Annotated in this window: 12 protein-coding genes; 7 read left to right on the forward strand and 5 right to left on the reverse strand. The window is 58.6% G+C overall.

Features of this window, described 5'->3' with window-relative positions:
• Positions 1–12: 12 nt before the first annotated feature.
• Positions 13–3,021, reverse strand: coding sequence for an SBBP repeat-containing protein (locus ACFO5Q_RS00965; protein WP_068150895.1), 3,009 nt, complete (start codon positions 3,019–3,021; stop codon positions 13–15).
• Between the two features lie 226 nt (positions 3,022–3,247).
• On the opposite strand from ACFO5Q_RS00965, the gene ACFO5Q_RS00970 reads away from it, so the two are divergent.
• The 6 genes from ACFO5Q_RS00970 (at position 3,248) to ACFO5Q_RS00995 (ending at position 8,008) form a co-directional block, all read left to right on the forward strand.
• Complete coding sequence (locus tag ACFO5Q_RS00970) at positions 3,248–3,544, forward strand: YggT family protein (protein ID WP_197421230.1); 297 nt, start codon at positions 3,248–3,250, stop codon at positions 3,542–3,544.
• Positions 3,534–3,866: a DUF167 domain-containing protein gene (locus ACFO5Q_RS00975; RefSeq protein ID WP_068150898.1), complete on the forward strand. Its 333-nt coding sequence runs from the start codon at positions 3,534–3,536 to the stop codon at positions 3,864–3,866. Before ACFO5Q_RS00970 ends, ACFO5Q_RS00975 begins: the two co-directional genes overlap by 11 nt.
• 37 nt (positions 3,867–3,903) lie before the next feature.
• Positions 3,904–4,809, forward strand: coding sequence for a bifunctional methylenetetrahydrofolate dehydrogenase/methenyltetrahydrofolate cyclohydrolase FolD (gene folD / locus ACFO5Q_RS00980; protein ID WP_068150900.1), 906 nt, complete (start codon positions 3,904–3,906; stop codon positions 4,807–4,809).
• A gap of 103 nt (positions 4,810–4,912) precedes the next feature.
• Positions 4,913–5,533, forward strand: a complete 621-nt coding sequence (locus tag ACFO5Q_RS00985) for a MarC family protein (protein ID WP_068150902.1) — start codon at positions 4,913–4,915, stop codon at positions 5,531–5,533.
• Between the two features lie 24 nt (positions 5,534–5,557).
• Positions 5,558–7,285 (forward strand): histidine kinase, encoded by a 1,728-nt coding sequence (locus tag ACFO5Q_RS00990; RefSeq protein ID WP_068150904.1) that lies wholly within the window; start codon positions 5,558–5,560, stop codon positions 7,283–7,285.
• A 3-nt stretch (positions 7,286–7,288) separates the two neighbouring features.
• Entirely contained in the window at positions 7,289–8,008 is a 720-nt protein-coding gene (locus ACFO5Q_RS00995; RefSeq protein WP_068150906.1) for a LytR/AlgR family response regulator transcription factor, read from the forward strand.
• Here ACFO5Q_RS00995 and ACFO5Q_RS01000 read toward each other — a convergent pair.
• Positions 7,997–8,785 carry a hypothetical protein gene (locus tag ACFO5Q_RS01000; RefSeq protein ID WP_068150909.1) on the reverse strand — a complete coding sequence of 263 codons (789 nt, stop codon included), beginning with the start codon at positions 8,783–8,785 and terminating at the stop codon, positions 7,997–7,999. The genes ACFO5Q_RS00995 and ACFO5Q_RS01000 overlap by 12 nt on opposite strands.
• A gap of 206 nt (positions 8,786–8,991) precedes the next feature.
• Here ACFO5Q_RS01000 and ACFO5Q_RS01005 point away from each other — a divergent pair, with 206 nt between their 5' ends.
• Complete coding sequence (locus tag ACFO5Q_RS01005) at positions 8,992–10,638, forward strand: M28 family metallopeptidase (protein ID WP_068150912.1); 1,647 nt, start codon at positions 8,992–8,994, stop codon at positions 10,636–10,638.
• Positions 10,639–10,702: 64 nt separating this feature from the next.
• Here ACFO5Q_RS01005 and ACFO5Q_RS01010 read toward each other — a convergent pair whose 3' ends face one another.
• The 3 genes from ACFO5Q_RS01010 to ACFO5Q_RS01020 are packed head-to-tail and all read right to left on the reverse strand — an operon-like array spanning position 10,703 to position 12,703.
• Complete coding sequence (locus ACFO5Q_RS01010) at positions 10,703–11,293, reverse strand: glutathione S-transferase N-terminal domain-containing protein (RefSeq protein ID WP_068150914.1); 591 nt, start codon at positions 11,291–11,293, stop codon at positions 10,703–10,705.
• 7 nt (positions 11,294–11,300) lie between these two features.
• Positions 11,301–11,762, reverse strand: coding sequence for a YtoQ family protein (locus tag ACFO5Q_RS01015; protein WP_068150917.1), 462 nt, complete (start codon positions 11,760–11,762; stop codon positions 11,301–11,303).
• Positions 11,762–12,703, reverse strand: coding sequence for an AEC family transporter (locus ACFO5Q_RS01020; protein WP_068150918.1), 942 nt, complete (start codon positions 12,701–12,703; stop codon positions 11,762–11,764). Before ACFO5Q_RS01020 ends, ACFO5Q_RS01015 begins: the two co-directional genes overlap by 1 nt.
• Positions 12,704–12,724 lie beyond the last annotated feature (21 nt).

Consider the following 12,724-nt stretch of genomic DNA (forward strand, 5'->3'; position numbering starts at 1 on the left):
CAGAAAAAGGGCTCAGACGAACAGGCTGAGCGAGGGCGAGGAAGCGCCTGACTGCAGGCGTGCAAGACCGGTCTGGAAATTCGCCAGTTGAGCCTGCAGGTGCGCGGGAACTTGCCCCTGAGTGGAAGACTTTCCTTCCTGTATCAAGGCTTTCAGTGGGTTATATTCCAGCGAGCGGAATGCACGCTGTACCGAGCTTATGGCGCCATCAAACAGCCCAAGCACATATTTGGCCGTGGCTTTATCCTTGATATGCAGTTCACCTTTGAGTCCAAGACCGAACGCACCCCCCAGGTTATCCGGGTCGGTACCGTCTTTCTCTTCATCCTCGCCAAGGCCGAAAACCTCATTCTTGGGCAGCAGCTTCCCTGGCTCAAGCCCGATACGCTCCAGTAGGTCCCGGTCCCCATTGCCAGGCAGCAAGTCAACCGACACGCCGTCATCAAGGGTTGAAATTTTCAGCTTGTCGCCTTCTGCCGTGGAAGAGACATCCACACTAATTTTGCCAAAACCGGCGATACGCAATTTACGCTTGAGATCATCGAAAGTATCGCCTTCGCTCAGCGTGATCTTTTTCTTCGTGCCGCCATCGATCGAAATATAGAAATAGTCACCAACCTTTGCCGACGTCTGCGTCTGCACATCAAGCGTCTGGTCAATGGCAATGGTGCCCGTTGGCAGGCCAAGCGTTTCAAGGACGGAATTGCCCTTTGTGGTAAAGGCCAAGCCGCCAACAGCAGACTTGGACAGGCCCTCGCCATACTGCTCCATATCCTGAAGCGCGCCGGTCTTACCGTCAACACGAGCGACAAAGGCATCCACGGAGCCGCGCGATGTCTCACCCGAAAGCGTGCCTGCAGTGGAGCCCGCCACATAAACAACCTGGTCAACGACGACCACGTCATTGATGCGGTCTGTGCCGCTGGTAGACAGATAGGTGGTGCTTTCAGCCTTCAGGTTCGTTTGGCCGTTCATGCTTAGCGCGCTGACAAACCCTTCAAAACCGCCCGCAGCCGTACCCACAACAGACGCGGTGCCGCCGGCATCCAGAGATGCATTTGTAGTAACGCCCGCGATATAGACATCGTTATTAAGGTTGTCGATCGCGATGCTCTGAATAGACCCACCCGTGCCAAGGCTGCCAAAATCAAGGCTGTTGGACGTATCGGCCAGGTTGGTTGAATCAAGCCGGTACACAACCGCATTACCGCTCTGCTCAGTCGCAACAACCAGGTTGTCGTTGCCGTCAACCGCAATGCCCTTGACCACATCATTGCCGGCTGTGCCGAACACAGCAGAATCCTGCAGACTGCCGTCAGCACCCGAAAGTTTCAGGACCAGCGCGTCCTGACCACCCGAGAAACCGGACGTGGAGCTGATGGCCGATTTGGTATAGCCGCCAACAAAAATATCGTTGTTGCTGTCGACCGCAACGCTATATGCAGCAGATTCGCCAAACGTATCAAGCTGATAGCGGAACACTTCGTCACCGCGCTTGCTGATCTTGGTAACAAAGGCATCTGTGCTGTCGATCACGTCGCTGGTGGACAAGGCGCTGTCGGTCTTGCCGACAACGATCACATTGTCTTCACTGTCAACCGTGATGCCGTATGCATCCGCGTCACCTGCCACACCCAACAGGCGCGAGAAGACAACATTGCCCTCCGTGTCAAATTTGGTAAGGAACACATCCTCGCCCGACGCGGTATTCAGCTGGTGACCGAAACTGCCCTCAGACGTTCCAACCACATAAATGCCGCCTTCGCTGTCAACCGCAACCCGGCTGGCCTTGGTGTCTGAATTGACCTGATAGTCGGTGTTGACATTGGTGATTGAAAGCTCGTTGTCTGTTGCATCGACTGTATCCGAGCCGGTGGTGCCCGTCACATCGGCCTTGGCGTCCGCAAGAAGCTTATCGCGCAGGCCAGCGATTTTAGGGTCCAGGTCATCCTCTTTTTGCTCGGCCACCTGTTCCTTCACAGCCGTGGCTTCATAGTCGATGCCGGCGAAAGACGTGGTGTCATCCACAGTCAGGGTAGCATCAAGACCGTTAATCTCCGTGATCCTGCTGGTAACGGCAAAATCATCATCCAGTTGCGATACCGCCGATGCCACATAAAGCGTGGGCGTGGTCACCGCCGCAGACAACTGGACCTCTTCCGTGATCGTTCCGTCTATCTGCAGGCTGTACCGGCCTGACTCACCGTCGCGGCGCACATCAAAACGTGTGCCGTGCTTGATATATTCTGCACCCTGATCATCAATTGCCGTAAGGGCCTCGATCTGGGTGTTGATATAGTCCTTGATATTATTGAGCGACAGCGTGCCAGTTACACCCGACAGATCAATCTGGATATCGTCGGTCACGCCACTTTTGGTGATGGAAACAGTGAAGACCTCATTGCCCACCAAGCCGGTAATAGCGGCATTAGGGTCGTTGGTGATCAACGTACCGTTCGATTCCGTACCGTTCTTGCCCAGGCGGGTTGTCGCCTCGGTTTTATATTGCTTGTCACCCAGAAACAGATCCAGCTTCTGCAGATCCGCCGTCGACAGGAAGTCCCGGACTTCCGCAAGGCCCTGCTGAAACTGGTCATTAAGGCGCGACAGCGACGAGGCAGACGTGCTGTTCTGGGAGGCATATTCCGCCAGAACCCGCAGGTTGTTGAGCGCTTTGTAAAGCGCGAACGTCGCCTTTTTGTCTGCATCGTCCACGCCGTCCAGGTCATTGGCCTTCAGGTCGATGAATTTTGTCAGCTGGCGGACTTCACGAATCTGTTGGTTGAGCGTCTTTGATTCTTCGGGCAGTTGCCATGGCGGGATGACCGCGTCACCACGATCACTGAAATTATACGCCGACCGCTGCTCCGGCGTCAGCAGGGAGAGCTGCCGCTGAGTAATTTTGGCATCCACCGACAAGGCAATAAGCGACGTATCAATCCCCACAATCTGCGGACGGAATGTCTGCTGTTGTGCGGGACCGAAAAGTCCACCAAAGCTTGTGCCACCAAAAAACGCCATGCGCTAACGTACCAGCTTTCTGCCTCTGCCAGAGGGGGCAATTTTTGCCCCATAGGCAATTCTTACCCACAAGCGTCTCATTTTGAGCCATTCGACTCGGAGCCCCAGGGTATTTTTTGCCGCTTAATTGCATTTCGCGGCCACTCACCTTACATGTCTTGCAATAACTGTGACAATTTACAGCCTGTCCTGATAAGGATCAGTTAACAGGAAAAAGGGATCGAACATGGTCGTCATTGATGCATTGCTGCAAGTCTCCTATGTCGCGCTCGACATCTTCAAATGGATGCTGATCATCAGCATCGTCCTGGGCTGGTTGATCCATTTTGGTGTGGTCAATGCCTACCAGCCGTTTGTGCAGGGCCTGGGGCGCTTCCTTTATGCGGTCACGGAACCGGCACTGAGGCCGATCCGCCGCTTCATTCCCAACATGGGCGGCATGGATATCTCACCCATCATTCTGTTTCTGGTGATCCTGTTCCTCCAGAGGCTGATCGTGAACATCCTCTATAATGTCGGATAGCCTGCTGACCCGCGTTCCCGAGGGCGTCAGGCTGCACATCCGCCTGACCCCAAAGGCTTCCGCGGACAAGCTCGACCGGGTTGATAAGGACGCGGACGGCATGCCGCGCCTGCGCGCAACCGTCACCGCCATACCGGAAAACGGCAAGGCAAATGCGGCTCTCATCAAGCTTCTTTCCAAAAAACTGAGGTTGCCCAAATCCGCCATTCGCCTTATAGCGGGTGACCAGAACCGGAATAAAACGATCCTTTTTGAAGGTGCGCCGGTCGAACTATTTGATGCGCTCGACGCAAAGCTTCGCGAGCTGGGCCTTTTGGGTTAAGGACCCCGGCGTTCGCGACCACCGCACGGAGACACCCATGCCCACCGAAACCACCGCCAAAATCATCGACGGCAAAGCCTTTTCCGCCAAAGTACGCGAAGGCGTTGCAAAGGACGTTGCCAGCCTCAAGGAAAAACACGGCATCACGCCTGGCCTCGCCGTTGTTATTGTGGGCGAGGACCCCGCAAGCCAGGTTTATGTCCGTAACAAGGTTAAGCAAACCGGCGAGACCGGCATGAACAGCTTCCACTTTGAAATGCCGGACACCACAAGCCAGGAAGAGCTGCTGGCCAAGGTAAACGAGCTGAACGAAGACCCGGCGGTGAACGGTATCCTGGTTCAACTGCCGCTGCCGAAGCAAATTGATGAAGCGTCGGTGATCAACGCGATCGCCCCCGAAAAAGATGTGGACGGCTTCCATGTGATCAACTCCGGCCTCTTGGCGACCGGTGGCGACGCCATGGTGCCCTGCACGCCGCTTGGCTGCCTTCTCATGCTGCAGGACACGCTGGGCGACATGAGCGGCAAGAAAGCCATCGTTGTGGGCCGGTCGAACATCGTCGGCAAGCCGATGGCGCAACTGCTGCTGGACGCAAACTGCACCGTTACCATCGCCCACAGCCGCACCAAGGACCTGGCCGCGGAAGTGGCGCAGGCAGACATCGTGGTGGCTGCCGTTGGCCGACCGGAAATGGTCAAAGGGGACTGGATCAAGGAAGGCGCTACTGTCATCGACGTGGGCATCAACCGCATCGATGCGCCTGAGCGCGGTGAAGGCAAAACCCGCCTTGTGGGCGACGTGGAATTTGAAACAGCAGCTGCTCGCGCTGGTGCCATCACGCCGGTTCCTGGCGGCGTTGGCCCCATGACAATCGCATGCCTGCTCAAAAATACCGTGACAGCGACCTGCCGTCAGAACAATATTGACCCAGATACGCTTTAAGCCAGATACGCTTTAAGCCAGGTACGCTTTAAGAACGGCAGCCCGTAAGCATCCAGCTTTCAGAACAGGCTGATAACCGCGTCAGTTAAACGGAGCATGCAGTATGTATGAAGCCTTTATCGCCGCCTTTATCGGCCTGTTTGTCATTGTCGACCCCATCGGCATCGCACCGGTTTTCGCGGGCCTGACCCAGGGCGCCACCACAAGCCACAAGCGTACCATGGCCATCAAGGGCACCATTGTGGGCACGCTGGTGCTGGTGTTTTTCGCCCTTGTGGGGAAACCGTTCCTGAACGCGCTTGGCATCTCCATGGACGGCCTTCGGGTTGCGGGCGGGTTGATGCTACTCATCATCGCACTTGAAATGGTGTTCGAGAAGCGCACCGAACGAAAGCAGGAATCGGCTGAAAAGCTGGACGAATATTTCGAAGACATTTCCGTCTTTCCCGTCGCTATTCCGCTCCTGGCAGGCCCCGGCGCCATCGCCACCATCATGCTGACCATGTCCAACTATGAGCATGATATGGCGGCCCAGGGGGCTATTCTGGCCGCGCTTGCGGTCGTGATGCTGATCACGCTCATCATCTTCTTCGCCGCCTCCAAGGTGATGGACTGGCTTGGCCCCACCGTGAACGCGGTACTGACCCGGCTTCTGGGCGTCATCCTGGCGGCCCTGTCGTGCCAGTTCATGCTGGACGGCATCAAAAACACCTTCATCGGTTAAGCCCAAGCCAGTCAGAACAGCGCCATGAGACGTTGGCGCCTTTGCGGTGGCAAATCGCGCCGACTGGGCTATGGTCTGTCCATGAAACGGTTCCTGACATATCTGGTGGTCCTTTGGGTGGCTTGTTCACCTACAGCGCTGGCAGTTGAGCTGGAAGCCGTCGCGCCCCCCATGCAATTTGTCCCGACAGTGGATAAGCCCCTGCCCGGACCGGAAGACTGGAAACCCTTCACGGGCCGGGTGCCCCACAAGGACGCCACCCTGGTTTTCCGGCAGGAAATCCTGGTCCGCGACGGCCCGGAAGAGGCCGTCACCAACCCGCTGGCCATGAGCGTCAGCCTCTATGGTGTTTACGACTTCTACTGGGACGGCGCTCTCATCGGTTCGAACCGCCAGAGGGGTGAAAGCGCCAACCGCCACAGTCGGGTGATGATCCCCGCAGGGGCCCTGGAGCCGGGAAAGCACCTCTTGGAAATGCGGATCAACGCGCTTGGCCTTGAGAAGGGCGCAGGCCTCGACCTGTATGTCCGGACGGCGGCGCTCCAGTCAGACTTTTTCGGCGTCCACTGGTCGGTTATCAGCACCTTCTTCGTGGCCACCGCATCCTTCCTCGTGGGCGGCTATCTTCTGGTGCTCACCTTCACCGGTGGCCGGTCCCCCACACTTCTGGCAGCGGCGGTCACCTGCTTCGCCATCTTTGCCGTAATCCTGTTGGAGGAAGGCCAGTTCCTGTTCAGCTACCCCTATGGCTGGCAGCCCCTTCTTGACCGAATGATCGTGCCGTTTGCCCTGCTTGTCTTCGCCCTGCTGGCCTGGGTGACGCTGGTCCGCCTAGGCCTGAAGAATCGCGCCCTATGGATGGGCGCGGCAGGCCTTGCATTGGCCCTGGCCCTTGTCGCCGCACCGGATGGCCGGGAAGACATCTGGGCCTTCGCCGCCCTTCAGTTGCTGCTGATGGGCGCGGCGGCCCTGGCCGCCTACAGGGGCCGCACCGCACCGGGCCTGTATTTCTGGGGTCATGGCATGGCCCTGGCCGCCCTTGCCGTCGACCCTCTGGGCAAACACCCCTACCTGATTGCCGTCACGCTTTTGCTTGCCATCGATCTGGGACTGGACCTTCGGCGCAGGACCAGGGAGGCGCAGCAACTGGCGCTCGTATCAGAACGCCTGCGCGCCGACCTGATCAAGCGCAACATCCAGCCGCATTTCCTGATGAATTCCCTGACGGCGCTGATGGAATGGGTGGAAACCAGCCCCGAAGACGCGGTCGATTTCATCGACGGACTGGCGACCGAATTCCGGCTGCTCGCCGACTTTGCAGAAAGGCAATCCGTCACGCTGAGGGAAGAGCTTGACCTGTGCCGTGTCCACCTCAGGCTGATGGAACAGCGCTTCGAGGCAAGAATGACCATCGAGACAACGGGCGTAGACCTGCAGGCAAATGTGCCGCCGGGCATCCTTCATACGCTGATGGAAAACGCCTTCACCCACAATAACTACACGGGCCGCGATATTTGCTTCCGGCTGATGGCCGAAGAGCTGGCCTCCGGCACGCGCTACCACCTGCGCTGCCCGGTCACTGCAGGCGCTGTCGGCACGGGGCTTGGCACAGGTACGGGCACCCGGTATGTCATCGCGCGGCTTGAAGAATTTTGCGGAAAAGCTTTTCGCTTTGACGCCAGGCAGGTAGGCTCGGCGTGGGAAACCATCATTGAAATTGGCCGGAAGAATGAAAAGGGCGGAACCAGATAACCCATGCCCTACCGCATACTGATCGTTGAGGATGAACCACTTGTCGCCCGGCGGCTTCAGCGCCTGAGCACCGAGATATTGGGCGACAGGCTGGCAGCCTGCGCGCTGGCAACCAGCGTTGAGGAGGCGGACCAGCAACTGGCTGGCATGGACGCCGACGTGATCCTCTTGGATCTCAACCTGGCGGGGGAGGACGGGTTCGACCTTCTGAAGCGTTTCACGGCCAAGGCAGCCCACACCATCATTGTGTCAGCCCAAACCGACCGCGCGCTTGAGGCGTTCGAGTATGGCGTGCTGGATTTTGTGCCCAAGCCGTTCACCAGGGCGCGGCTGTCGAAGGCCTTCACCCGACTGTGGGACAGTACGCCAGACAGGCCCGCCCAGCCCAGGCAGCTTTCTTTCGAGACCCGCGGCGGCTTCGAGGTGGTGGAGCTTCAGGACATTCTCTATTTCAAGGCGGCGGACAAATATTCAGAAGCCCTTCTGGCAACTGGTGACACGCGATTCCACGACAAGTCGCTGAACCGGCTGGAACATATCCTGGCAAGCGCCTTCGTCCGCACCCACAAGAGCTACCTAGTCCACCGGACAGCCATTCTGGACATCAAATCGCTGGAAGGCAGTCGCTATGCCCTGCATCTCAGCAACGGTACTGAGCTGCCCGTTGGCCGGACACGGATTGACCATGTCCGGCAACTGCTGGAAGCCCGCCTAGAAGCTTAGCCGCGCGCCCAGTCGCGCCCGGCCCGGTTTGCCAAATTCGTAATCCAGCCCGAACGCGAAGCGTTTATTCAGACGGTAAAGCACGCCTGCGCCTGCCCGTACCTTGCCAGAAAAATCAACCCTGTTGCCACCGTCACTTGTACCGATGTCGCCGTTGCCGTGGTAGCGGGCAAAACCTGTCACCTCGAACCGTTCGCTCACCATGGCACGGACACCAAGCTTGGCATCCACCGATGTTCTGGACCCACTGGCCTCACCAAGGTCTGCGCTGGCGGTGCTGCCACCAAGCACCAGGGCTGCGGTGCCGAAATCAACCTTGCTGTTCACCACGCCCACTTCCGCAAACAGGCTGACTTTTTGCCCCACAAGCGTGTGATAGCCGATGGCGGCGCGCCACTCTTTCTGTTTCGCATCCAACACACCCGATGCCGACCAGCCCTGCAGGCTGGTAAGGTTCAGAACCGGAGCATGGCTTGTCTGGATATAGTCGGTGACGATATGGAAACCGCGATCACCGTCCCCGAAAAGTTCGAACGACAGGCGCGCGGAAGCGCCATTGCCGGTATCGCCCGAGAGCGTGCCGAAATTGTCGTCTGTCGTATCGCCAACACCGTCACGGTCTGTGATCTGAAGGCCCCCAGTGCGCAAATCGTCATGCACGAAGGCGCCTTCGAAGAAGCTGTAGCTGAAGATGGTTGCCTCGTCTGCCGCGACTGCAGGGCCGGTCCAAAGGGCACAGGCAGCTGTCGCTATCATGACTTTTTTCTTGGATTTCATTCTTACCTCCTGAATCCATTCGCTTTGTCTGAATGGACCGTGCACCCGGCAAATCAATGAAAGCGACAACCGGACCGCGAACGCCTCAAATGGCGACGCGAACGCCTCAAAAGCACTCGCCAATTCCATTCGGCGAACCCAAGCCGCATTGACAGCGCCGCCGCTACCAGCCACTCTCCGTCACAAATATAAACGGGGAGTTTTCCATGAAGAATTTTGCATTAACAGGGGCGCTTATGCTCGCCCTCGCGGCCTGCGGCGACAGCCAGCAGGCGGAGGAGGCAACCGCCCCCTATGCCATGAACACAGAGGCGCTGAAGGGCCATATCACCACTCTGGCGTCTGACGAGTTCGGCGGCCGCGCGCCCGGCAGCCCGGGCGAGGAGCTGACAGTCCAGTATCTGGAAGCCGCCTTCAAGGACGCAGGCCTGAAGCCCGCCAACGGCGATAGCTACACCCAGGCCGTGCCGCTGGTGTCGATTGAGACCAAAGGCGCGCCTGAGATGACAGTCACAGGCGACGGCGGCGAGCTGAAGCTTTCTTACCGCGCTGACCATGTTGTCTGGACCCGACGCGAGCAGACCGACAGTGAAGTGCAGATGAGCGACATGGTATTCGTGGGGTACGGCATCAACGCGCCAGAGCGCGGCTGGAATGACTATGAAGGCGTGGACGTCAAGGGCAAGACGGTCGTGATGCTGGTCAACGACCCCGGCTATGCGACCCAGGACCCCGAGCTGTTTGCTGGCAACACCATGACCTACTATGGCCGCTGGGACTATAAGTTCGACGAAGCCGCCCGCCAGGGTGCTGCCGCCGCCATCATCATCCATGACACCAAGCCCGCCGCCTACGGCTGGCAGACGGTCGACAGCAGCTGGACCGGCCCGCAGTTCGGCCTTGTGCGCGAAGACAAGGGCACCGGCTTTTCCGAGGCCGAAGCCTGGATCACCAAGGAAAAAGCCGCAGAACTGTTCACTATGGCGGGGCTTGACCTCGACACCATGTATACAGCCGCCAAAACGCCGGGCTTCAAGGCCGTACCGATGAACCTGAAGTTTTCAACCGGCTTCCGGTCAGATGTGGCGCACATGGACAGCCGCAATGTGGCCGGTTTTATCGAAGGCTCGGAAAAGCCGGACGAGGTTTTCGTCTATATGGCGCACTGGGACCATATCGGCACCGACCCGACCGTTGAGGGCGACGGCATCTATAACGGCGCGCTCGATAATGCCACCGGCACCGGCGGCCTGATTGAGCTGGCACGCAAATACGCGACCGGCCCCAAGCCAAAACGCTCGGTGTTGTTCCTGGCCGTGACGGCAGAGGAACAGGGCCTTCTGGGTTCAGCCTATTATGCCGAACATCCGCTGTTCCCGCTCAAAAACACTGTGGGCGGCATCAATATGGACGGCCTGAATTTCTATGGCCCCACCCGGGACGTGACGGTCGTGGGGCTCGGCAACTCCGAACTGGACGACTACCTGAAGGCCGCCGCCAAGGCGCAGGACCGTATTCTGGTGGCGGACCAGGAACCGGAGAAAGGCTATTTCTACCGCTCCGACCACTTTGAGCTGTCGAAAAAAGGTGTGCCGATGCTTTACCCCAACTCGGGCTATGACCACCGGGAAAAAGGCCGGGCCTATGTGGAAGCGATCGTCGCCGAGTATATCGAAAAGCACTATCACTCGCCGTCTGACGAATATCGTGAAGACTGGGACCTGACGGGCGCTGTCGAAGACCTCAAGCTATACTACAGCACGGGCCGCAGCCTGATTGATAGCGACGCATGGCCAAACTGGCGCGAAGGCACCGAGTTCAAAGCCACACGTGATGCACAGCGCGCCAACTAACAGGCGCGTCGGCAAAAAATACAAAAGGCCATTCGGTACGCCGGGTGGCCTTTTTCTATGGGGCTCAATCGCGCGGGTTGGTGGCGGTGAAGTCAGGGTTTGTGGCCACTTCATCAAACCAGGTGGCGAGCGCCGGGTGCGCCTCGCGCCAGCTGATTTCCGGCAGGCGGAACGAAAGGTAATCCAGCGTGCAGGCCGCGGCGATGGACGCACTGTTCCAGGCGTGGAGCTTATCGAGCCAGGTGGCTTCCAGTACGGCCAGCGCCCGCTTGATTGCCCCGTGCCAGCGTTCCTGCCAGTAAGCAGATTTTTCGCTGTCCTCGCGCCGGCTTTCCATCACAAGGCCAAGGGCGGCATCCAATATACCGTCTGTCAGGGCCTGAATCTGCAGGTCTTCGAAATACTCATCACCCGCGCGCGGCTGCCCGGCCATATCCAGCAGGGATTCCATGATCACGGGGCTGTCGAACACGCAGCGGCCATCGTCCAGCATCAAAGCTGGCACCTTATTGAGGGGGTTGGCCGCCAGAAGCGCATCCTCGTTCGCCAGCGGGTTGGCCATCACCACCTCAAGCTGGTCGCCAAAGCCAATCGATTTGGCAAGCAGCAGCACCTTGCGGGCATAAGGCGATGTCTTGGAATAATAGAGCTTCATATGGGTCCTAACGGTTCAGCACGCCGGTTGTGACGTAGCGCAAAATCTCTATCACTTGTGTGACAGTTTCGCAGGTGGCCATGGCCGCGCCGTCCACTTCCTTGAGTGCGTGGGTGAACTCAACCGGGTGCTGCACAATCAGGCTTTTGCCCAGCGCCGCCGCATAGCCCGCGTCGAAGGCGGCGTTCCACTGCCGGTACTGTTCGCCAAAACGCACCACCACAATGTCTGCAGCCTCAATCAGCGTGCGCGTGCGAATGGCGTTCACCTTCGCGCCCATATGGTCGCGCCAGAAGGCGCTTTCCGGTTCGCCCATGATCACCGCGCCGCAATCGTCCGAGTCGCTGTGGTCGGTATTGGGGCCCATCAGCTCGATCGGCAACTCTGCGTCCTTAACCGCTGCTGCGATTTCAGCGCGCCAGTCACTGTGGATCTCCCCCGAAAGATAAACCTGCCAGATCATTTTCATCACAGACCTCCCGCACGAATAAGGTAAAGCACCACCGAAAGCGTGAAGGCCGACGCTGCTGTCGAGATCAGCACCGCCGTTGCCACACGCCGGGCACCAATAGCATATTTGGTGGCGAAGCTGTAGGGGATCATGCCCGACGGGAGCGCCGCCATCAGGGTTGCCACCACGCACCAAACGGGTGGCAGGCCGACCAGATAATAGGTGGTGACAAAGACCGTCAGCGGCAGCACCGCAAGCTTCAGCGCCACCGCAAGCACAGCGTGGGTGATGTTACCCGCGATCTGCACGCGCGAAAGCGAAAGCCCCACAGAAAACAGCCCCACGGGTGCCGCGGCCACAGCGGGAAGCTCCAGCACCTTGTCCAGCCAGTTGGGCACGGGTATTTGCAGCGCCGACCAGCCAAGCCCCGCCACAAGGGCGATAATGATGGGGTTCTGGCGCACGCTTTTGAAGGTTGTCGCCAGGATGTTGGTGCCGTTGCCGCGGTTGAGCGCGCGCTCCACCACCATGGTGGTGACAGGCAGCAGCGTCAGCGAATGGAAGCTCACCAGCATCAACAGCATCCGCACGCCTTCTTCGCCGTAAACGCCTTCGACAATCGGGATGCCAATGAAGCCCGCGTTGCCGAAACAGGTGACAAAGGCGAAAGTGCCCTGCTCTGCCGTTGTCAGGCCAAACAGGAGGCGGGTGAGCAGCATGGCCAACATATAAACCACATAAAGCGCGCCATAATAAGCCAGCACCAAGAGCATCTCGGACGCATGCGGCAGCTCCTTCGGCGCCAGCGCGCGGAACAGAAGCGCCGGGATCGCCACATACCAGACGAAGCTGATCAAAATGGGGGCGGAGCCTTCGGGGAACAGCTTGGTTTTCCCAAGGCCAAAGCCCAGCATCATGATCAGAAAGACCGGTGCAATGATAGTGAAAATGTCGGCCACAAACGCTCCTTTGATCTGTGA

It is taken from the genome of Kordiimonas lipolytica (assembly GCF_042651265.1).
Taxonomy (GTDB): domain Bacteria; phylum Pseudomonadota; class Alphaproteobacteria; order Sphingomonadales; family Kordiimonadaceae; genus Kordiimonas; species Kordiimonas lipolytica.